Source organism: Corynebacterium segmentosum, from assembly GCF_900637825.1.
GTDB lineage: Bacteria > Actinomycetota > Actinomycetes > Mycobacteriales > Mycobacteriaceae > Corynebacterium > Corynebacterium accolens.
Window position 1 is genome coordinate 163,183 of sequence record NZ_LR134408.1, and the last position, 21,370, is coordinate 184,552.

Here is a 21,370-nt window from a genome sequence, read left to right on the forward strand (position 1 = left end):
GGATACGGGCTGCACGGTGGCTAAGTAATAGGGAATAAGGGGCACGGCAACTACACTAGGGCGAAGTTAAATCCGTCCGACTACGCGAATGCGAAGGTACATTTCCCGTGGCTAAACTCCTCTACCGGCTCGGGCGCTGGTCATTCCTTAATAAATGGAAGGTCATCGTCACCTGGGTGGTCCTGCTTGCTGCCGCCGGCGGCGCTACCGCCTTGTTGATGAAACCGATGACGAGCGAGTTCGCTATCAAAGGCACCCCGTCCATCGATGCCACTTACAAGACGATGGACCTCTTCCCGGAGGGCGGCAATCCCGCCAACTCGCCGTCGGTGAACTTGGTATTCAAGGCCCCGGAGGGCCAAAAGCTTTCGGATCCCGCCAATGAAAAGGCCATCGACGCGGTCATTTCCCACCTCGAGGACAACCTGGAGATGGGCGATACCATGCGCTTTGGCAACCCCCTTGAGGTCTCGCCGCGGCTGCAGGACGAGGTCATCCACCAGTTCACGGAGATGGGGCTGCCGGAATCATCCGCGCGTGCCGATGCCGATAACCTCGCCATGATCAACGAGGACAAGACCATTGCCTATACCACCTTCAACTTCGATGCCGAATCGCCCTATAGTGTGGACCAGGCCGATAAGGACATCGTGACGGAAGCGATGGACATCGGCAGGCAGCAGGGGCTTATCGTCGAGGCGGGCGGCGCCGGGTTTGGCGATGAGATTCGGGTCAATTCCACCTCCGAGGTCATCGGCCTTGGCGTGGCCTTCCTCGTGCTCATCTTTACCTTCGGCTCCCTGGTTGCCTCCGGAATGCCGCTGATTTCGGCCGTCATCGGGGTTGGCCTGGGCGCATGCGGCATGATGATTACCACGCACTGGATCGAGCTCAACAACATGACGCCGGTGCTGGCCATCATGATTGGTCTGGCGGTGGGCATCGACTATGCGCTGTTTATCCTGTCCCGCTACCGCGCCGAGCGGGCCCGCATGTCCGCCCCAGAGGCCGCCGGTATGGCGGCAGGAACGGCGGGCTCGTCCGTGGTCTTTGCCGGCACCACCGTCTTTACCGCGCTTTTTGCCCTGCTCATCGCGCGCATCGAATTCCTCACCGCCATGGGGCTTTCCGCCGCGGCAACCGTGGCCATCGCCGTCCTCGTCTCCCTCACGCTCATCCCCGCGATGCTGGGGCTTTTGGGGGACAAGGCGTTTGCCGGCCGCATCCCCGGCGTGGCCGGCAACCCCTCTCGCAAGGGCAAGGTGCGCCGCGGCCAGACCATGGGCAATCGCTGGGTACGGCTGGTACAAAAGGTGCCCGGCTTGGCGATGGCCCTCGTCGTCCTCTCCCTCGGCGCCATGACCGCCCCCGTGCTCCACATGGATTTGGCGCTGCCTGCCGATACCACCTCAAATCCCGATACCACCCAGCGCAAGGCCGCCGACCTGCTGGCCGAGGGCTTCGGCCCTGGCATCAACGGGCCGTTCCTCGCGGTTGTCGATGCCCACACCATCAACGCCGATTCCGCCGCACTCGCCCCATTGGTGGCGGCCCAGAGCGGAAATGACGACGCCGAAGAAGGCACCGGCGAGGCGCCCGCTGACTCGCCCGGCGATGCAGCCGGCCCTGCACCTGAGCCCGCGCCCAACGAAGCGCCCGACCAGCCAGCCGAGCACCCGGCAGAACACCCCGCGGATCAGCCAGCAGAACACCCGGCAGAACAGCCAGGCGAGCAGCCCGCGGAGCCGGATATCGCCCCCGTAGCCGATGTCGAGGACAAAGAAAACGCTGCTGCACCAAAGAGCGCCGAAGATAAGGCGGCGCTCGCGTCCTTCCTCTACACCGCGGATCAGTTGAAGACGCTCGGCGGGGTAAAGCACGCGCAAATCGTTTCGCTCAGCGATGACCAGCGCGCGGCACAAATCATGGTGACCCCGGAGACCTCGCCGACGGAGGCGGCAACCATCGATGTCGCGCACGCCCTGCGCTCTGCCACGAAGCAAATCGAAGGCACCACCGGCACCGAAGTCGGCCTGACGGGCCTGACCGCCGTGCAGCTGGACATCACCGAGCGCCTGCGCGATGCGATGGCGCCGTACCTCAGCATCGTCGTGGGGCTGGCGATCGTGCTGCTGCTCGTCGTCTTCCGCTCCCTCCTGGTGCCGCTGGTGGCGGGCTTGGGCTTCCTGCTTTCGGTTGGCGGCGCGTTCGGCCTGACGGTGCTGGTATGGCAAGACGGCCTGTGGGGCCTCGTCCAGGGCCCTGGCCCGCTGCTATCGTTCATGCCGATCTTCCTCATCGGCGTGACCTTCGGCCTGGCCATGGATTACCAGGTCTTCCTGGTCACCCGCATGCGCGAGCACATCGCGCGGCATCCGAAGGGCACGTCGGGGCCCTACAATGCCGTCGACGAGGCCACCATCACCGGCTTTACCCAGGGCGCGCGCGTGGTGACGGCCGCGGCCATCATCATGATTTCGGTCTTCGTGGCCTTTATCAATCAGCCGCTGCCGTTCATCCAGATCTTCGGCTTTGCCTTGGCGGCGGGCGTGCTTTTCGATGCCTTCTTTGTCCGCATGACCCTCGTCCCCGCCTCCATGTTCCTCATGGGCCGCGCTACGTGGTGGATGCCCAAGTGGCTGGATAAGATCCTGCCCACCGTAGACATCGAGGGCACCGCGCTTGAGGAAGAATGGGAAGCACAACACGGCCAGAAGGCCAGGGAAGAAGAGGAAGAAAAGGAATGAAGGACTTAAGTTTCGACATCGCTAAGCGCCTGCCCGAAGGCCCTGGCAAGCATGGCCGCAGCGGTATTATCCACACCCCGCACGGCGATATCGCCACCCCGGCGTTTATCCCAGTGGCGACCAAGGCCACCGTGAAGACGCTGACACCGGAGCAGATTCGCGCCACCGGAGCGCAGGCCATTTTGTCCAATGCCTATCACCTCTACCTGCAGCCGGGCCACGACATTGTGGACGAGGCTGGCGGTGTGGCGAAATTCGAGAACTGGCACGGGCCGACCTACACCGATTCCGGCGGATTCCAGGTGATGTCTTTGGGCGTGGGCTTTAAAAAGGTCATCGCCATGGACTTGGCGGATCTCACCGAAAAGGATATTCGCGCCGCGAAAAGGGAGCGCATGGCCAAGGTGGATGAGGAAGGCGTGGATTTCCGCTCGATTATCGATGGCTCCAAGCACCGCTTTACGCCCGAAAAGTCCATGCAGATTCAGCACGGGCTGGGCGCGGATATCATGTTCGCCTTCGACGAGCTGACCACGCTCATTGATTCGCGCACCTACCAGGAGGAATCCGTCGCCCGCACGCACCGGTGGGCACAGCGCTGCCTGGAAGAACACGACCGCCTTACCCGCGAGCGCTACCACCGCCCGAAGCAATCGCTGTGGGGCGTGGTGCAGGGAGCGCAATACGAGGACCTGCGCCGCCAGGCCACCCGCGGGCTCTTGGATTTGGATCGCGCCGCGCGAGAGAAGGGCCGGCGCGGATTCGGTGGCTTTGGCATCGGCGGTGCGCTGGAAAAGCAGAACCTCGGCACCATCGTGGGCTGGGTGTGCGATGAACTACCGGACGATAAACCGCGCCACCTGCTCGGCATCTCCGAACCGGATGACATCTTTACCGCGGTCGAAGCCGGCGCCGATACCTTCGATTGCGTCGCGCCGACCCGCCTGGCTCGCCGCGGTGGCGTCTACACGCTTGATGGCCGCCTTAACCTCACCAATGCGCGGTTCAAGCGGGACTTTAAGGGCATCGACGAGGAGTTTGGCGGCTACGTCACGGAAAACTACTCGCGTGCTTACCTGCACCACCTGCTCAAGGCGAAGGAATTTTTGGCCGGCACGCTGTGTACCATCCACAACGTAGAATTCATGGTGCGGTTGGTAGATAATATCCGTGCCGCCATTAACGGCGGCTACTACGAGGACTACCGGGATGAATTCTTGGGCCGCTACTACGCGGCGTCGAAGGCGCGGTAATCCTCGCGCTTTTTCACCAGCTTGATAACCGTGGAAGTAATGGGCAAAAGGACGACCTCAATCAGGGTCTTCCACACAAAGCCCACCACCACGTAGTTGATGAACCCGCCCGCGGTATCGATGCCGATGACGGGCGCGGCAATGGCGCAAAACAGCAAGGTATCACCAAACTCACCCACCACGGTGGAGGCAATTAGCCGGGAGAAAAGGCCCTTTTCGCCGGTGCGCTTTTTCATCGCGGTTAGCGTCCACGCGTTGAGCAGCTGGCCCACCAGGTAGCCGGCTAGGGAGGCCAAAACGATGCGCGGCACCAGGCCCAGCGTGGCGGCGAAGGCCTCCTGGCCCTCATAGAAATCCGCCGCGGGCAGCCAGATGGCGATGTAGAAACACACGACGGCGAGCAGGGCCATCGCAAAGCCGATGTAGATGGCGCGCCGGGTGGACTTGAAACCGTAGCACTCGGACAAAACATCGCCGACGATATAGGCCAGCGGGAAGAGGAAGAAGGCGCCGTCGGTCACGAGCGGCCCAAGCTGGACGCCCTTGGTGGCGTTGATATTAGAAATCAAAAACGTCACGACGAAGATCGTGACGAGCCACGGATACAGAGTGGAATGAACGGGGATAAAGCGCACTTGAGAGGAGGGGGATTTTTCCATGCCCACTATTGTGCCAAACCGTATGCTGGGAATATGAATTCCGCGACCACCGGGGCGGGCCGCTATGCCCCGAGCCCTTCTGGCGATCTGCACTTTGGCAACCTCCGCACGGCGCTTCTCGCGTGGCTCTACGCGCGCTCGACGGGGCGCAGGTTTGTGGTGCGGGTGGAGGACATCGACAAGCAGCGCTCCTCCCGCGCGGCGGCCGAGCGCCAGCTCGCGGACCTTGCGGCCCTAGGGCTGGAGTGGGATGGCGAGGTCATCTACCAGCAGGATCGCGAGGCTGCCTATGCCGCGGCGCTCCAGAAGCTGCCGGTCTACGAGTGCTACTGCTCGCGCAAGGATATCCGCGAAGCCTCCCGCGCCCCGCACGCCATCCCCGGCCAGTACCCGGGCACCTGCCGTGCGCTTTCCGATGCCCAACGTGCCACCAAACACGCCCAGCTCGCCGCCCAAAACCGCCAGCCGGCGCTGCGCCTGCGCGCCGATGTCTCCACCTTCACCATCCACGACGCCCTGCACGGCGATTACACCGGCGACGTCGATGATTTCATTCTCCGCCGCGGCGGGCAGGACGGCGGCTGGGCCTATAACTTGGCGGTGGTTGTTGATGATGCTTACCAGGGCATCGACCAGGTGGTGCGCGGTGATGATCTTTTATCCTCCGCCCCGCGCCAGGCCTACCTGGCTTCGCTATTGGGGATTGAACCGCCGACCTACGTGCACGTGCCGCTGGTTATTAATTCCGCGGGCAAGCGCCTAGCCAAGCGCGATGGCGCGGTGACGATGCGGGAAATGGGGGAGCCGGGGGACATCGTCAAGCAGCTGGCGCATTCTTTGGGCTATGCGGCGGAGACCGCCGCCGAGCTCCTTGCGCAATTCCGGCCGGAGGAATTGAGCCGCGAGCCGTATATTTGGCGCCCGTAATACTATCGAGCCCATGGAAGTTTTACTGGTTCTTATCGGGCTCATGCTGCTGACCGTCTTCGTCGTTGCGATCGGCGATAGGGTCGGTTTGCCTTGGCCCGCGCTGCTGACGATTATTACCGCCTGCGCCGTTTTCGTACCGGGGCTGCCGCAATTCGACATCCCTACCGAGCTCATCCTTCCCATCTTCTTGCCGCCGCTGTTGTGGGCGCTGGCGCGGCGCACGTCCTGGGGCGTGATTCGCGGGCAGTGGGTGACCATCCTGAGCCTGTCCGTGCTGCTTGTCGTCGCCACCACCCTCGCCGTGGGCGCGACCGCCTACGCATTCCTGCCGGGAATTAGCATCGCCGCCGCCATCCTCATCGGCGCGGCCATCGCCCCGCCGGACCCCGTGGCCGTGGATGCGGTGGCCGAGCCCGCCGGCATCCCGCGCCGCATCATCACCACCCTGCAAACGGAGGGGCTGTTTAACGATGCCGCCTCCATCGTCGCCTTCCACCTTGCGCTCGCCGCCGTGACCCAGGGCGGGGATATTTCCTTTGGCAGCGGCGTGCTGAGCTTCCTTTATTCGTCCGTCGTCGCGCTTGCCATTGGCTGGCTCATCGGGCGGCTGACGGCGCTGTTTATTACCCACGTCCACGATGTGGTCGCGCGCAACGCTTTGACCTGGGTGGTTCCTTTTGCCACCTTCCTCGTGGCCGAGGAGCTGGAGGCCTCTGGCGTTATCGCCGTGGTCATCGCCGCCGTCGAGCTCAACTCGCGCGCTGATATCCAGGCCGAGGACCGGCTTTCCGGCCAGTCTTTCTGGGAGACCATGGAGCTGCTGTTTACCGGCGTCGCCTTTGGCCTTATCGGGCTGACGGTTAATACCGCCATCGCGGAGGTCGGCTCGGATTTGTGGCACTCCGTCATGGTCGGCGTGATCCTTTCGCTGGTGGCCTTCGTGGTGCGTTTTGTGTGGATGTTCTTCTACTACCGCCTCAACGTCTCGCGCGGGCGCCCGCACGTTGCCCCGCTGCGGATGCAGGAGGTGCTGCTGATGACCTGGTCCGGCATGCGCGGCCTGGTGACCTTGGCGCTGGTTTTGTCCATTCCCACCGGCGTCTTCGCCTTCCACCACGAGCTGGCCGTTATCGCCCTGACCGTCCTGCTGGTCACCATGGTGCTGCCCGGCCTGCTGCTGCCGTGGTTGATGAGGCAGCTCGATCTCACCGAGGCCTCGCAGGCCGCCAACGATAAGATGCGCGCCGCGGTGGTTTCGCGGGCGCGCGCCGCCAGCATCGATGCGCTATCGCAATTCCGCCCCGAGGACGATGCCACCGGCGAGGCCGAAACGGTCGATCCGGAAATTTCCGCCAACGTCATCCAGTGGTTCGAGGACCGCCTGGGCGATGGCGAAAACCCCGCTGAGAATAACGACGAGCGCAAGCAGCGCGCCGAGGAGGCCCGCCGTGTCGCGCTGGAGGCCCGCCGCACCGCGCTCAATGCCGCGCAGAGCGAGCTCCTAGTTCTGCGCAAGGATCGGGCCTTCAATCCGGCCATCGTGGATGAGATACTGGAAGAGATCGACCGCATGGTCATCGGCACTAAGCACCGGGAGATTTAGCCCATGGATCCACAACACTATGCCGAGCTCGAGGACGCGATGGACTACCTCTACGATTTCCTCGATGAGGACTTGGCGGACCGCGTGCGCGCCGAGCGCGAGTTCGTTCCGGCGGGCCTAGAAAGCTTGCTTGCCGATGACTCCCTCGACGACTACGTCTGGCTCTGGATCAAGGATTCCGGGCCGAATGGCTTCCGGCAGTACCTGCGCGATGGCGGTTATTCCGAGGCCGAGGTGCGCCAGACCTTTGCCTGGGCGCGCAGCGAGTGGGGCATGAATACCCCACCGCATATCGCGTGGCTTAAAGAGGACGGCTACGAGCCACCGCGCATCGACTAGGCCAGGCGGTACGGCCCCGCCTTGCGCACCGCCGCATCGATGACCTCTGGGTCCACCGTGACGGACTCGGAGTGCTTGATGACGACATCCGCGGAGGCCTCCCCGGTCATCTCGAAGGTGGCTTGGCCCATTCCCGTATCGGCAAAGATGCCGTAGAGCTTTTGCAGGCACTTGCGCACGTCGTTGTCGTTGCGGACGCCTTCGATGGCGATGCGGGTTTCGGTGACGGAAGATTTATCAGTCATAGAAACAGATTCTAATCCTTCGATGCTAGATGCGGCCGTTGAAGGCCTGGAGCGCGGAATCCTCGCGGGTGCCGCCGCGGCCATCGCCGTAGTCGGCGTAATCACCAATCCAGGCAATCCGCGATACCCACTTCACGGCCTTATACCCGTGGTTCGACTCCACGCGGGCGCGCACTGGGGCGCCCAAGTGCAGATCGATGTCCTGGTCATTGCGCGAAATCGCCAAAATGGACTGATCTTCCATGGCGGTCTCGATATCGAAGGCCGCGTAGAAAGGCTCGCGCGGGCGGTTATCGTACATCTTTTGCGCCAAGCCATAGGACTCGATGAGCACGTAGTTGGCGCCTTCGGGGCGGGGGCAGAGTAGCTCGAGGACATCGGCAAGCTTGGGCCCTCCCCACTTGGAGGTCGCAGACCATCCCTGCATGCAGGTATGCGTGGCGATGTAGGACGTCTGCGGCAGCTCCCGCAACTGTTCAAGGGTGACGGTCTTTTCGGTGCCGTTGACATCATCAGCCACGGTAATGGCGTAGTCCTCCCAGCCATTGCGCTTGTACTCGGTCCACTCCGGGGACTCCTTCTCCGTCGGCGGCAGGCCGTTGGTCCAGTGGAAGGAGGAAATGGGAAGCGGCGAGTCCTTGGTTTCCTTGGGCTTGCGCGGGTGGAAGTGATTCAGCGAAAGCTTGCGGCCGATTTCGGTGAACGAGACCAAGAAATTATGCGCCCGGGCGCGGTCCGCCAAGGTCCAATAGGACAGGGCAATCCAGAAGATGATGACCGCCACGATGGTGATGACTACGGTGGTAAAAGCCTGCATATAGCGTTCGGTGGAGACGTCACCGAAGACGATGTGGACCATGTTGTGCTCGCGGTGCACGAAGAAGACCAGCACCACGTGGACCAGGATGAACGCGGACATCAAGACCATGCCGATAAAGTGCAGCGACCGTGCGCCCTGGTGGCCGCCCAGCATCTTCACGAACCACGGGAAACGCACGCGGATGGCCGGAGACATGCCCAGGCCGGTGACCATCATGAAGGGTGCGACGATGAAGATGACGAAGGCGTAGGCAAGCTGCTGGAGGGCATCGTAGGGCGTGAAGTGCTCGATGCCAGGCGCGCTAAGGCTGATATAGACCTTGAAGGTGTCCCAAGCCTCCGGGAAGATATCCCAGGACGTGGGGATGATGCGCTGCCACAAGCCAGTGGCAAAGAGCAGCACGACATATACCAGCCCGTTGAGGACCCACAGCATGACCGATAGGCCGTGCCAGTGGCGGCCGAGGCCCACGTTTTCGCGGCCCGGCAGGGTCACCAGCGGCGACCACGAAAGCTCGTCCATCAAAGAGGTATATACGCCCTCTTCCTTGGGCAGCTTGCGCTTGGTAAATCGCAGCCATTCGGTGCCAGGGGCGCAGTCATTGCGCCACCACAGGCGCGGCATGGAAGAAAGCATTTCCAGCCCGGAGCGCAAGAGCATGCCGATGAGTACAAAGTTGATGAGGTGTGTCGCGCGAAGCCACAAAGGAAAATCGGGGTTTTCGCCGAGAGCCAAGACATAGTCCATAGGGAGAGCGTCCTAGTGAGATAGTTTATGGGGAAAGGAACTATCTCTATTTTGACGGGTTTTCACGGATTAAACAAGCAGGCTGTAGATATGTGAAAATCCCGACTCTTTCGAGCCGGGATTTCCAGTGGCGGAGGATGTGGGATTTGAACCCACGAGGGGCGTGAACCCCGCACGCGTTCCAGGCGTGTGACATAGGCCGCTAGTCGAATCCTCCGAGAAGAAACATTAGCAGCCGTGGCAATTAGAATGCCAATCGCCTGGTCAGTACCGATTTTTGGGCAATTATTGGGTTTCGGTAGGGCAGGACCCGGCGCTCACCGAACTGCTGCCGCTTGCCGATGCCCCCACAGCCTTCCGCCTCGCCCCAAGCGATGTCGGGCGGCGGTGTATTTGGCTTATGCGGGCCGTGGGCGTTAAGGTAAAGACAGGATTCCGCGTGGCGTCCATCCTCTGAACTCCCCCAGGGCAGGAATGCAGCAAGGGTCAGGAGGCTCTGACGGGTGCGCGGGGTCCCTTTTTTGTGCAGGGTGCGTTAGTATTGGTGGCTAAACGTCGCACCACACTATGGAAGGTAAGACATACTAATGTCGCTTCTCACTCTGGAATCGTCCGCCTTGGCAGAACTTGCCGCGAAAGTCCGCGAAGAATATGCGGGACTGAAGGCAAAGGGCCTCAAGCTGGATTTGACCCGTGGCAAGCCTTCGAAGGCGCAGCTCGATCTCTCCAATGCGCTGTTGTTGCTGCCGGGTGAGGGAAACTATACCGATGCTGAAGGTGCTGACCTGCGCAACTACGGCAACCTGAGGGGCGTCAAGAAGCTGCGCGAGCTGTGGGGCGAGTTAATCAATATTGACCCAGAGCTCCTGCTGGCAGGCGATAGCTCCTCGCTCAACATCATGTTCGACCTAATTTCTTGGTCCTATACCTTCGGCACCAATGATTCGCCGCGCCCGTGGAGCGAGGAAGAAACCGTCAAGTGGATCTGCCCGATCCCCGGCTATGACCGGCACTTTGCCATCACGGAGCTCTTTGGCTTCGAGCTGGTGACGGTGCCGATGGAAGACGACGGCCCGGATGTCGAGGCCATCGCTAAGCTCGCCCAGGACCCACAGGTCAAGGGCATGTGGCTCATCCCCATGTTCTCCAACCCCACCGGCGTACTTATCTCGGAGGAAAAGACCCGCCGCCTGGCAGAAATGGACACCGCGGCGCCTGATTTCCGCATCGTGTGGGATAACGCCTATGCAGTACACACGCTGACAGAGGAGTTTCCGGAAGTCTTGCCGGTTCTGGACATCGCCAAGCAGGGCGGGCACCCCAACCGCTTCTGGGCCATGTCCTCGAGCTCCAAGGTCACCTTCGCGGGCTCTGGCGTGAGCTTTTTCGGGTCCTCGGCAGAGAACCTCGACTGGTACTTGGAGCACGCGGGCATCCGCGGCATTGGGCCGAACAAGATTAACCAGTTCGCCCACGCCGAGTTCTTCGGCTCCGCGGACGGCGTGCGCGAGCTGATGCGCCGCCACGCCGAGCTGCTGGCGCCGAAGTTCGCCGCCGCGCGCCGCATCCTGGATGAGCGCCTGGGCGAGTACGGCGTGGCGGAATGGACCGACCCAGCGGGCGGCTACTTCATCTCCATGGACGTCGTCGACGGCACCGCCACCCGCGTGTGGGAACTGGCCAAGGACGCCGGCATCGTGCTCACCAAGGCGGGCGCGGCCTACCCGCACGGACGCGATGAGAATGACCGCAATATCCGCCTTGCGGTGTCGCTGCCGCCGCAGGAGGAAATCGAGGAAGCCATCGACGGCGTTGCCACCTGCGTGCTCCTGGCGGCCATCGAAAAGGCGGAGGGCTAAAATCAACGCCGACGAATCCGCAGTGTGGCTCAGCGAGGTCATCCCGGCTCCGCTGGAGTTCCGGTACGTCGACGGGCGCAGGCTGGGTTTAGCCACGCTTGCCGATGCCCAATCCCTGGCCCTCACCACCACCTTCAACGACGTCGATACCGGCCTGCGCAGCGATGCCGAAGGCCTGGATGTGCGCTGCGAACTCGTCACTGTAGCGCGCGTGGGCCAGCCCGAAGTCGCCGCTGCAGTGGGGGCTGCCGCCGCGAAGCTGGAGAAGGCGGGCGGCCTCTTGCCCGCGCAACCCGGCGTCTTGCTACCATCGCTTCTTGATCTCCCCGGCGAGCCGTCCGTGCACCACGGGCTGCTCATCGCCCCGTACCTCTGGGGCGGGCAGACGCCGCAATACCGCGAGGATGACCGCCTGACGCTCGTGCTGCAGCTGGTCATGCTGACGGATGCGGAATATGCGTTTGGGGTGGAAGAGGGCGTCGGCAAGCTGCAGCAGGCCGTGGCCGAGCAGGGCATTGACCTGCTGGACTGGTCGCGCGAGGGTTAGCCGGTAAACTGGCTAACCGTGGCTTTATACCGGAAATACCGTCCAGCAACGTTTGCCGAGGTCGTGGGACAAGAGCAGGTCACCACGCCGCTATCTGCCGCCCTCGACGCGGGGCGCATCAACCACGCCTACCTCTTTTCCGGCCCGCGCGGCTGCGGTAAGACGTCTTCGGCGCGGATTATGGCCCGCTCGCTCAACTGCGAGCACGGGCCCACGTCGACGCCGTGCGGCAAGTGCGATTCGTGCGTGTCGCTTGCGCCCGGCGGCCCGGGCAACCTGGACGTGACGGAGCTCGACGCCGCCTCGCACAATGGCGTGGAGGACATGCGCGAGCTGCGCGACCGCGCCTACTATGCGCCGGCGGAATCGCGCTATCGCATCTTCATCATCGACGAGGCGCACATGATTTCCCCGTCCGGCGCCAATGCGTTGCTCAAGGTGGTTGAAGAGCCGCCGGAGCACGTGATTTTCATCTTTGCGACGACGGAGCCGGAAAAGATCATCGGCACCATTCGCTCCCGGACGCACCACTATCCCTTCCGCCTGCTTACCCCGCCCGCGATGAAGGGGCTGCTGCAAAAGACCGTGGCTTCCGAGGGCGTGCAGGTTGAAGACGCCGTCTATCCCATGGTCATTGAGGCCGGCGGTGGCTCCCCGCGCGATACCTTGTCGCTACTGGACCAGCTTTTGGCCGGTGCGGGCCCCGATGGCTTGACCTATGACCTCGCGCGCCCGCTGCTGGGCGTTACGGACGTCACGCTTCTCGATGACACCATCGCCACCCTTGCCGAAAACGACAAGGCCGGCCTCTTCGCGCAGATCGACAACGTCATCGAGGCCGGCCACGACCCACGCCGCTTTGCGGTGGATCTGCTCGACCGCTTGCGCGACCTGATGATCCTGCAGGCAGTGCCGGGCGCCATCGATGCCGGCCTGGTTTCCGCGCCTACCGACCGCGCCGAGGTGCTCACCGCCCAAGCGCAGCGTTTTTCCGGCCCGCAGTTGACTTATCTTGCCTCCACCGTCAATGACCGCATCAGCGATCTGACCGGGGCCACCTCGCCGCGTCTGCTGCTCGAAATCATGTGCGCACACCTGCTCATCGGTACCTCGTCCGGCGCGGCGCCGGGTGCAGCTCTGGGCGCCGCGAGCCAGCCAGGCCAATTGCCTCAGGCCGCCCAACCCAGCGGCGCCCCGCAATCCGCACAGGCAAGCCAGCCCAACCAGGCCGGCCAAGGGGCACAATCGGCGCAGGCAGCGCAGTCAGGGCAGCCAGGACAATCGGGCCAGGCGGCACCCTCTGCGGGAAACGGCCCCGCCTTTTCGGGGGCCCAAGACCCGCAGTCGGCAGCGGCCGCCATCATCGCGCGGCGCCGCGCAAAGTCCCAGGCCCAGCAAAACCAGCCTGCTCCGGGCTCCACCGCACCGGCGGAGCCACAGCAACGACAAAACCAGGCCGCCACGGGCCCTACTGGCTCAGAGGTGCCTGCACAACAATCAAATCAAGCGGCCGCTGGCACCGAGGCACAGTCGGGGCAAGCAACATCACCGTCACCATCGTCTCAACCGGAGGCAACGGCGCAGCAATCGCGTGGCGAGCATGAGGGTCCTGCGCAGTCGGCGCAGGCCACCCCGGCTGAGCAGTCTGCGCAGCCAGCACCGGCGGCGCAACATGAACAGCCAGCGCAAACGGAGTCGACAGGGGCTGAGAATCAGGGACGATCTGAGTTGTCCCAAGAACAACCGAGCGCGGAGCATGCGCAATCGGCGCAGGCTGATTGGGCTGGGCGGCCTGAGCAGCAGTCCACGGATTCGCAGTCTAGCGATGTGCCTGAAAAGGACGCTTCGCCTGCTGGAGCAGGCGACGACGTAAAAACTGACGATGGCGCGGATCCATGGGGCCAGGAGCGCCAGGTTCCGCAGAATGCCCCAGCCCGCGGCAACGGCCAAGGGGAACCATTGGAGAAACCGGTGCCAGCGGCGACAGCACAGTCGGAGGGGCAGAGCCAGACCCAGGCAGCGCAGGCGACAGTGCAGTCGGAGGGGCAGGGCCAGGGGGCATCGGCAAGCGGCGATGACGGTGACTTCGTGGAGGCAGTGAAGCGGAAATGGGTGGAGCTGAGGGGGAGCGTCGGCAAGCGGAATAAGGTTGCTGAAATCATGCTTGCCGAAGCCCGCGTGCTCGGATTCCGCGATAATACGCTGACGCTGGGGCATACCACCGGTGCGCTGGCAGAACGCATCAATGCGCCGGCGAATAATTCCGTCATTGTGGACGTGCTGCGGGAGGAATTCCAACGCGATATTGAGGTCAATTGCGTGGTGGGCACGGACCCGAAGACCGCCGGTTTCGATGCGCCGCGGGCCCCGCAAGCTAAACCCGAATGGAACCCCAACGCGCCCGAGCGGGAGCCCAGCGACGATAAGGAGGCGGAGAGTAAGCCTGGTTGGCGCTCGCGCATCGCCAAGGCTACTGAGGTGGCGAAGCAGCGCGACGACGAATTCGCGCGCACGCCGCAATTTAGCAACGGGGTGCCGCTGCCGCCTGAGCCGGAGGGCCCCGCGGACGAGCCGCCGCCGGAAGAACCGCCGGCCTATACCCGCGATGATGAAGAACGCGACATGGTCGAAGCCGCGCAGTCCGCAGGCGAAATGGACCATCGCAGCGCGACCGAGATAGCGATAGAACTCGTGGAAAAGGAACTAGGCGCTCGCCGTGTCTAGGACTGTGGCACGGTAGACTCGGGCGGTAGCAAAGCTATTGAGAAAGGACGAAAGCTATGGCTGAACAAGATTCCACCCCACAACCCAACGACATGAATGACCTCATCGCGCAGGCCGCGCAGGTGCAGGCCGAGCTGCAGAAGGCGCAGGAAGAAATCCTGGCCACCAACGTTGAGGGCAGCGCGGGCAATGGTCTGGTTAAGGTGACCATGACCGGTGGCGCCGAGCTGGTAGACCTGCAGATTGATAAGTCCGTGGTTGACCCGGAGGACATCGATACGCTGCAGGACCTGGTGATGGGCGCGTTTAAGGATGCCCACGCCGCTGCGGGCAAGCTGGCACAGGAAAAGATTGGTCCCCTCTCGCAGGGCATGGGCGGCCAGGGTGGACCGTCGATGGATGACATGTTCGGCGGCTTCTAACCGCGCGATATTCTTAAAAGGCCGTTGCCCCGATAGCGGGGCCGCGGCCTTGACGTAATTTTGGGAGTTGTGGTGTTTGAAGGACCTCTGCAGGACCTCATTGATGAGTTTTCGCGCCTGCCGGGCATCGGCCCGAAGTCGGCGCAGCGTATCGCGTTTCATGTGTTGCACATGGAACCGGAGGATATCGAGCGCCTGCAAAATGCCTTAGGCGGGGTGCGCGACGGCGTTACTTTCTGCCGCATCTGTTGCAATATTTCGCGCGAGGATGTGTGCCGGATTTGCATCAATTCGCAGCGCGACGCCTCGACCATTTGCGTCGTGGAGGAGCCGAAGGACATCCAGGTCATCGAGCGTACGGGTGAGTACGAGGGCCGCTACCACGTCCTCGGCGGTGCGCTGGACCCGCTGGCCAATGTTGGGCCGAAGGATTTGAATATTTCCACGCTCCTCCAACGGCTGGGCGGGGTGCTGCCGGATAGGGAATTGGCGGATTCCACGCCAGAGGCCCCGCTTTACGACGACACCCCCACCATCCGCGAAGTCATCCTCGCCACCGACCCAAATACGGAGGGCGAGGCCACCGCGGCGTACCTGGTGCGGTTATTGCGGGACTTTCCCGATTTAAAGATCACCAGATTGGCCTCCGGCATGCCGCTCGGAGGCGATTTGGAGTTCGTGGACGAGCTGACCTTGTCCCGTGCGCTCTCGGGGCGCTTGACCATCTAGGCGTCCGCAGCACCGACCGCGGTGCCGTTCGGCAACGGCCCGGGACATTTGGTTTCTTGCGGTTTAAGGCACGGCGGCGGTGGGCCCGCGTGGCGCGCGGCCGGTGAAGACTGGGGGAGGCGCATTCGACTCCGGTGGCGACGCCGAGTCAGGCGGTGAGGCAGAGTGCGACGGTGCAGCTGAATTCGGCGGGTCGGCTGGCCGGTCCGCGTGGCGGGGATGCGGCGGCAGCCAGGCGATGCGCCCGTTGACGCGCGCCATCCGCCCGCGCCCCGGAAGGCCGTTGATCGAATTGTGGTACGGGCACAAAAGGCACATATTCGCCGGGTGGGTGTGGCCGCCGCGGGCGTATTCGAAGATGTGGTGGGCTTGGCATTCGGCGGCGGGGCGCCTGCAAGAGGGCCAGGCGCAGCGCGCGCCTTCGGCCTCGAGCATGCGGCGCTGCTTGGCGGAGGCGTGGCGGGCGCGGTAGAGATTTACGGGGCCTTCCTCGGGGTGGATGAGGGTGAAAAGCCCGGCGCCGGCGAGCGTGCGGCGGATAAGGTCGGCGCCGGTGATGGTGGCGCCGTTGGTCATCGCGAGGAGAACCTCTGAGCCCTCGCCGCGCAGGATCTTCAGGTAATCCGGCAGCTCGATGATGACATTGGTGGTCACGCTGGCCGGCGCGACGGCGCGGGAACCGGTGAGCCAGGCGAGGGGATCGCCCTTCGCGGTGGCCCAGATATCGGCCATTTCGGCGGCGGGGCCGGTAAAGCTCAGCGTGGTTTTCTCGCTGTGCAGGATGCGGCGCCCGCCGTCTTCGCGCTCGGGCGGCGGGGCGATGTCGCGTAGCAGGCGGGTGGCGGCGCGGGACACTTCGGCGGTGGTCCCGGCGGTGGCGCACAGCGTTTCGCGGAAGCGCCAGCGCTCGGTGGGATTCTTCACCCGCCGGGAGCGGCGCGCGATGAGCGCGAGCGTGCCCAGGCTGTGCTGGTTGCGGCGCGCGGCGGCCAGGGCGCGGCGTTGATAGCGCGAGTGGCTGGTGGGCGCGAGGAAAGCCTCGGCGGTGCGGCGCAGCTCGCTCGCTTGGTCCGCAGGCAGGGGCAGGTCAGCGGCAGCGTAGGCCTCTTCAATCAGGTCTACGCCGCGCTTGGCGATGTCCCCCAGCTGCTCCAATAACGTCATGCCCCGCAGCCTAGGGTTGGGGACTGGGAGCTACAAGGCGGCCGCGCCCGGCCTGTGGATAACTAGGCTCTTTTTGGTTGTGAGGGCCGAGAATTGGCGAAGTTATCCACAGGTTTAGCGCTGGGAGCGCGGCGGTTCGGTGGCGTTGAAGCGCTCGGTGCGCAGGCGGTCGACGGCGGGGATATCCAGCGGATCGAGATCCGCGAGCGAGACGCCCATGGCTCGGGCGAGGAGCAGATCCGCGAGCTGTGGGTTCCGGGCAAGCGCCGGGCCGTGCATATAGGTGGCGATGACGCTGCCCTGCACGGCGCCTTCGTAGGTGCGTTGGGTGGAGCCATCGGCGAGGTCTGCGGTGGCAGCTTGGTCGGCGTTGCCGTTACCGCGGGTGAGGATTCCCAGCGGGCGAGCGGACGGACCGAGGATGGTCGCGCCCAAGTGATTTTCGAAGCCGGTGAGCGGCTCGGTGAGATCTGCGGTCACGCCGGCGCCGGTAGGGGTGGAAGACACCTCGCCGATGGCGCGGTCTTGCATGCCGGCGGTGGTGGCATCGATAAGCCCGACGCCATCGATAACCCGGCCGGAAGCGCGGAAGGACTCGCCCAGGACCTGCAAGCCGGCGCAAATGGCCAAGATGGGGCGGCCGGACGTGGCGGCGCGGGTCAGGCCGCCATCGGCAATGAGGTGTTCTGCGGCAAGAATCTGCGCGGTGTCTTCGCCGCCGCCAATGGTATAAATATCCAGCGTCTCGGGCACGGGTTCGCCCAGCCGGATGGGGTGAATCTCGGCGTCGAGGCCGCGCATGCGGGCGCGTTGGCGCAGCACGAGGGCGTTGCCGTCATCGCCGTAGGTGCCGAGGACATCGGGAAGCACTAGGCCGATATTAAGCATTATTAGCCTCCTTGGACAGGGCCTTTTTCAGATCGCGGAAGGCGGTGTAATTGGCAAGGACCTCGATGCGGCCCTCGGGGCAGGCGGCGAGCGCATCCATGGGGTCCGGGATGAGCTCGTGGGTGATATCCGCGTAGACGAGGCGGACGGCAAGGTCGGTGCCGCGCTCGCCGGCGGCCTTGACGCTGAGACCGTTAAAGCCCTCGAATTTTACGTCCCAGAGCCAGGACATGTCGATACCATCGGCAACCTGCCCGTTCGTGGCGATGACCAGCCCATCGGCGCTGCGGTCCACCATGGACAGGGCCTCTTGCCAGCCGGCGGGGTTCTTGGCCAGCAGCAGGCGAATCTCGCGGCCCTTCCAGTGGATGGTGGAATACCGGCCGGCGACGTCATCGATGCTTTCTGCCGCGGCAATTGCGCGGTCCAAGTCCACGCCGAAGCCCTCGACGGCCGCGGCGATGGCCTGTGCCGCGTTGCCGCGATTGGCGCGGCCCGGCAACGCGAGGTTCAGCGGGCGCTTCGCGGTGGGGGTGATAACGCCATGCTTATCGATGCCCCACGTCGGCTGCGGGCGGCGGAACTCGCGGCCATCGGCAAGCGGCTTGACCGCGTACCAGTCATCCTCGGTGCGCACGACGTGGCCGCCGGTGCGCGGGCAGGTGACGGAATCGCCGAGCCAGCCGGCGCCGGCGGAGACCCAAATGACGTTCTTGGCGTCATAGGCCACCGAGGTCATGAGCACGTCATCGCAATTGGCGATGACCAGCATGTCCGGGTGGGCCTCCACGGCGCCGCGGAGGGCGCGTTCGATCTTGTTGATCTCGCCGACACGGTCGAGCTGATCGCGGGTGAGGTTGAGCAGGACGAGCGCCTGCGGGTTGAGGTTATCGGCAACGTGCGGCACGTGCAGCTCGTCGACCTCGAGGACCAGGTGCGAGGCGTCCTTGCCCGCCATGAGCGCGGAGATGATGCCGGCGTCCATGTTATCGCCGCCGTCGTTGGTGGCGACGCGGTGCTCTGCGCGGACCGCGGCGGCGAGCATGCGGGTGGTGGTGGACTTGCCGTTGGTGCCGGTGACCAGCACGGTCGGGCGCCCGCCGCCCAGGTTGGTCATGATGGAGGGATCAATGGCATTGGCGATAAGGCCGCCGATCATTCCGCCGGCGCCCCGGCCGGTGGCGCGGGAAGCGGTGGTGGCCAGCTTCGCGGCGGATGTCGCGGCGGTGGTGCGCAACTTCTTCAAGGCACCCGGGACTGAAAAACTCATGCCCCCTAGGGTAGTCGGGGAAGCGGCCTAGGCGTTGTTCTTGGGCGCCGAGCCGCCAGAATTTCGCCGCCCCCGGCCGCGCCCGCCGCGCCTGCGCCGCCGCTTCTGGCTCTTGCTCTGGTTATTTCCACCGCTCTTCTGCGGGGGCTGGCGCCGCGCAGTGGTGGGGTCTTCGATGCGGGTGAGGGCATCGAGAAACGCGGCATCAGACATCAGCGGGATGCCCTTGCGTTGGGCGTGCATGGCTTTGCCCACGAGATCCGTGGTGACATTGCACACGACAAGCGATGCCTCGCGGGTGAGCTTTTCCGAATAGTTCAGCTCTTCGCGCATGAGGGCGGAGATAATCGTGTCCGGGTCCTCCAGGATTTCGGGGGTCACGACGATTTCCATGCCGCGGCGCAGCTCCTTGCCGGGCTCGTACTTGCCGGGGTTGTGGTGCTGCACGGGGGCTTCGGCCGCATCGACGCGCACGTGCGAGCGCTGCAGGCCAAAGCGGTCGGCGCGGACATCGTCTGGGGCATAGCTGCGCACCGGGCCGCGTTGTTGGTGCTGGTAGAGCTGGATGAGCAGCTCCGTCTCCTCGCGCGAGGTTTCCTGCTCCGGGCGCCGGGCGCGTTCCACCGTTGCCTTCGGATCGGCATCCAGGCCATTCTGCTTAGCGACGCCCCTCAGCCGCACATCATTCGACCGCACGCCTTGCGCATACGAGGTGGCCAAGGTATCGATGATGCGCACGGGGGCGGGCATGTGGCCCACCTTTTGGCGGCGTCGCTTGCCCTTATTGCGACCGCGGTTGCGCGCGCGATTTTGGCGGGCGGCGGTCATCATGGCGCGGCGGGCCTCGGCGACGATAAAGCCCCAGGTATAGGGGATATCGTGGACGACGAGGGTGCGGCCATCGATAAGCTTATCCAGCGATTTGAGGATCCTGCTAAAAGCAGGGGCCTGTTCGATATCCGCGACGGTCAGCCCGTGGAGGTGGTGCGGGCCGGCGTCGATATCCGGCTTGAGCACGGCGTGGAAGCGCTGGCCAATATCGCCGGCATTATCGAAGGCCACCGCATCGATGGTGACTATGCGCCCGGTCGAGGGGTGGATGCCCGTGGTCTGCAGCGTGAGGGCCACGTAGGGGTGCTTGGTGACGGTCTCGGCTTTTTCCGGCTGCTTTTGCGCGGCGTTGTCCGCGCTGGATGCGGAGGTTGATCCGGTTGATTCGGTCGGGGCAGACGAAGCGGTTGGGCCGGCTGGAGTTTTCGGCGTTGCAGGACCGCCGGAGGGACGGACGGCGCGACGCGGCCGAGGCCGGCGCGGGCCTGGTTTGGCCATACCTGTGCTGTTGGGGACGCTGGTGCTGGATTCGCTTTGGGAGTTGGGGCCCGGCTTGCGCTGCTGTGCCGCAGCTTTGGTCTCCGGCTGGGCAGGGTTGGTGGAGTCGGCTGCGGAGTGAGGGGACGCCTGGGCGTGGGTCCTAGCCGCATGCTGGGACGCCATGGTCGCCGGCGAAGGAGCCTGCGGCGACCGTGGGGAGGGGCCAGGTGTGTTATTCATCAACCTAAGTCTAGTATCCCGGAATTCCTGTGGCGGGACAGGGCGCGCCGGGCCTTTTCGTTGCCTAATCCGGTTTAGTGGACACTAAACCGCGACGATGAATACGGTCACCAGCGCCACGACGGCGACTAGGGCTATGGCCGTGACCCACCACCCGGTGTGGCGCGTGGGCTCCGGGGTGGCGGTGACGGCGCGAAAGCTGCTGGTTTCGAAGGTCTCGGTCGCCGCCTGCGTGGTCGGGGTGGCCACGGCCACCGAGTCCTCGTTGGAGGCGGGAAGCGGGTCGCCGGCGTAGATGCTCAGCACACGATCGTTGCCGCGCGGGGCGTGGTAGGCGTGGGCGAGGATGGGGGCATCGGCAAGCGGGGGCAGCGAGGGACCCGGGGACAGTGTGGTGAGGAATTTAGGGCCGAAGAAGACGTCGACGGTGTTGGCGGAGGGCACGAGGTTGACCAGCACGTGCATCCGGGCCTGGGCCGGGATGTCGAGATCCGTGGGGAGATCGGTGATATCGATGGGCGGGGCGTAACCCAGCATCGTATAGGGGCCGCCGGGCGGATTATTCGCCGGCAGGCAGAGTCCGGGGCGGGGAAGCAGGAGGGTGACGTGGCCATCGGCATGCGGCTGGGCCGTGGCGGCCGGGGTGAGACCGGCGCGAAAAAGCAGGTCGATCTCGGGGTATTCCGCGCGGTCCGCGGCGCTAATGGTGCCTATCTGTTCTTGGGTTTCCACGCTTAAACCGCCCTCCTGGCCGGGAGCCAGGGTGACGGTAAATTCCTCCGTGCCCTTCACCGATGCGCCGTGAATGGGCAAGGCCTGCACCGCGCCGAGGCCGCGGTGGGGGATGAGGTAGGTAGAAGAAGGCATAGTCGA

At 64.2% G+C, this 21,370-nt stretch carries 18 protein-coding genes, 1 tRNA gene and 1 other RNA gene; 11 read left to right on the forward strand and 9 right to left on the reverse strand.

Annotation, left to right across the window (positions count from 1 at the left end; genetic code table 11):
• The first annotated feature begins 107 nt into the window (after nucleotides 1-107).
• Together EL217_RS00845 and tgt are read left to right on the forward strand one after the other, a co-directional pair.
• Nucleotides 108-2,747 (forward strand): MMPL family transporter, encoded by a 2,640-nt coding sequence (locus EL217_RS00845; RefSeq protein ID WP_126318027.1) that lies wholly within the window; start codon nucleotides 108-110, stop codon nucleotides 2,745-2,747.
• Nucleotides 2,744-4,000, forward strand: a complete 1,257-nt coding sequence (tgt, locus tag EL217_RS00850) for a tRNA guanosine(34) transglycosylase Tgt (RefSeq protein WP_126318029.1) — start codon at nucleotides 2,744-2,746, stop codon at nucleotides 3,998-4,000. The genes EL217_RS00845 and tgt overlap by 4 nt, the downstream gene beginning before the upstream one ends.
• Here tgt and EL217_RS00855 read toward each other — a convergent pair.
• Nucleotides 3,976-4,659, reverse strand: coding sequence for a queuosine precursor transporter (locus EL217_RS00855; protein WP_172596694.1), 684 nt, complete (start codon nucleotides 4,657-4,659; stop codon nucleotides 3,976-3,978). The genes tgt and EL217_RS00855 overlap by 25 nt on opposite strands.
• A 33-nt stretch (nucleotides 4,660-4,692) precedes the next feature.
• Here EL217_RS00855 and gluQRS point away from each other — a divergent pair, with 33 nt between their 5' ends.
• The 3 genes from gluQRS to EL217_RS00870 are packed head-to-tail and all read left to right on the forward strand — an operon-like array spanning nucleotide 4,693 to nucleotide 7,531.
• Complete coding sequence (gluQRS, locus tag EL217_RS00860) at nucleotides 4,693-5,586, forward strand: tRNA glutamyl-Q(34) synthetase GluQRS (RefSeq protein ID WP_126318033.1); 894 nt, start codon at nucleotides 4,693-4,695, stop codon at nucleotides 5,584-5,586.
• A 13-nt stretch (nucleotides 5,587-5,599) separates the two neighbouring features.
• A complete protein-coding gene (locus EL217_RS00865) occupies nucleotides 5,600-7,192 on the forward strand; it encodes a cation:proton antiporter (RefSeq protein ID WP_126318035.1) in 1,593 nt (530 codons plus the stop codon).
• Nucleotides 7,193-7,195: 3 nt separating this feature from the next.
• Nucleotides 7,196-7,531: a hypothetical protein gene (locus EL217_RS00870; RefSeq protein WP_005276440.1), complete on the forward strand. Its 336-nt coding sequence runs from the start codon at nucleotides 7,196-7,198 to the stop codon at nucleotides 7,529-7,531.
• On the opposite strand, the gene EL217_RS00875 is transcribed toward EL217_RS00870, so the two are convergent.
• From EL217_RS00875 to EL217_RS00885, 3 genes are all read right to left on the reverse strand, one after another.
• Nucleotides 7,528-7,776: a hypothetical protein gene (locus EL217_RS00875; RefSeq protein WP_126318037.1), complete on the reverse strand. Its 249-nt coding sequence runs from the start codon at nucleotides 7,774-7,776 to the stop codon at nucleotides 7,528-7,530. The two genes, EL217_RS00870 and EL217_RS00875, sit on opposite strands and share 4 nt — an antisense overlap.
• Nucleotides 7,777-7,801: 25 nt before the next feature.
• Entirely contained in the window at nucleotides 7,802-9,343 is a 1,542-nt protein-coding gene (locus EL217_RS00880; RefSeq protein ID WP_126318039.1) for a molybdopterin-dependent oxidoreductase, read from the reverse strand.
• A gap of 128 nt (nucleotides 9,344-9,471) precedes the next feature.
• Nucleotides 9,472-9,560, reverse strand: a tRNA-Ser gene (locus EL217_RS00885).
• Between the two features lie 209 nt (nucleotides 9,561-9,769).
• On the opposite strand from EL217_RS00885, the gene ffs reads away from it, so the two are divergent.
• From ffs to EL217_RS00915, 6 genes are all read left to right on the forward strand, one after another.
• An RNA gene (gene ffs, locus EL217_RS00890) (signal recognition particle sRNA small type) lies at nucleotides 9,770-9,866 on the forward strand.
• 64 nt (nucleotides 9,867-9,930) lie between these two features.
• Nucleotides 9,931-11,202, forward strand: coding sequence for an aminotransferase class I/II-fold pyridoxal phosphate-dependent enzyme (locus EL217_RS00895; RefSeq protein WP_126318041.1), 1,272 nt, complete (start codon nucleotides 9,931-9,933; stop codon nucleotides 11,200-11,202).
• Nucleotides 11,203-11,224: 22 nt separating this feature from the next.
• Complete coding sequence (locus EL217_RS00900) at nucleotides 11,225-11,749, forward strand: suppressor of fused domain protein (protein WP_126318043.1); 525 nt, start codon at nucleotides 11,225-11,227, stop codon at nucleotides 11,747-11,749.
• Between the two features lie 18 nt (nucleotides 11,750-11,767).
• Nucleotides 11,768-14,473, forward strand: coding sequence for a DNA polymerase III subunit gamma and tau (locus EL217_RS00905; protein WP_126318045.1), 2,706 nt, complete (start codon nucleotides 11,768-11,770; stop codon nucleotides 14,471-14,473).
• Nucleotides 14,474-14,529: 56 nt separating this feature from the next.
• Nucleotides 14,530-14,895 (forward strand): YbaB/EbfC family nucleoid-associated protein, encoded by a 366-nt coding sequence (locus tag EL217_RS00910; protein WP_023024999.1) that lies wholly within the window; start codon nucleotides 14,530-14,532, stop codon nucleotides 14,893-14,895.
• Nucleotides 14,896-14,967: 72 nt separating this feature from the next.
• Nucleotides 14,968-15,624, forward strand: coding sequence for a recombination mediator RecR (locus tag EL217_RS00915; RefSeq protein WP_023029977.1), 657 nt, complete (start codon nucleotides 14,968-14,970; stop codon nucleotides 15,622-15,624).
• 63 nt (nucleotides 15,625-15,687) lie between these two features.
• Here the strand turns inward: EL217_RS00915 and EL217_RS00920 are convergent, their stop codons facing one another.
• From EL217_RS00920 to EL217_RS00940, 5 genes are all read right to left on the reverse strand, one after another.
• On the reverse strand, nucleotides 15,688-16,788 hold the full coding sequence (locus EL217_RS00920; RefSeq protein ID WP_126318047.1) for an HNH endonuclease signature motif containing protein: 1,101 nt from the start codon (nucleotides 16,786-16,788) through the stop codon (nucleotides 15,688-15,690).
• A gap of 114 nt (nucleotides 16,789-16,902) precedes the next feature.
• Nucleotides 16,903-17,676 (reverse strand): type 1 glutamine amidotransferase, encoded by a 774-nt coding sequence (locus EL217_RS00925; RefSeq protein WP_126318049.1) that lies wholly within the window; start codon nucleotides 17,674-17,676, stop codon nucleotides 16,903-16,905.
• Nucleotides 17,669-18,946 carry a Mur ligase family protein gene (locus tag EL217_RS00930; protein ID WP_126318051.1) on the reverse strand — a complete coding sequence of 426 codons (1,278 nt, stop codon included), beginning with the start codon at nucleotides 18,944-18,946 and terminating at the stop codon, nucleotides 17,669-17,671. The genes EL217_RS00925 and EL217_RS00930 overlap by 8 nt, the downstream gene beginning before the upstream one ends.
• A gap of 27 nt (nucleotides 18,947-18,973) precedes the next feature.
• Nucleotides 18,974-20,275 carry an exonuclease domain-containing protein gene (locus tag EL217_RS00935; RefSeq protein WP_420026257.1) on the reverse strand — a complete coding sequence of 434 codons (1,302 nt, stop codon included), beginning with the start codon at nucleotides 20,273-20,275 and terminating at the stop codon, nucleotides 18,974-18,976.
• Between the two features lie 306 nt (nucleotides 20,276-20,581).
• Nucleotides 20,582-21,364 carry a hypothetical protein gene (locus EL217_RS00940; protein ID WP_126318055.1) on the reverse strand — a complete coding sequence of 261 codons (783 nt, stop codon included), beginning with the start codon at nucleotides 21,362-21,364 and terminating at the stop codon, nucleotides 20,582-20,584.
• Nucleotides 21,365-21,370: the final 6 nt, after the last annotated feature.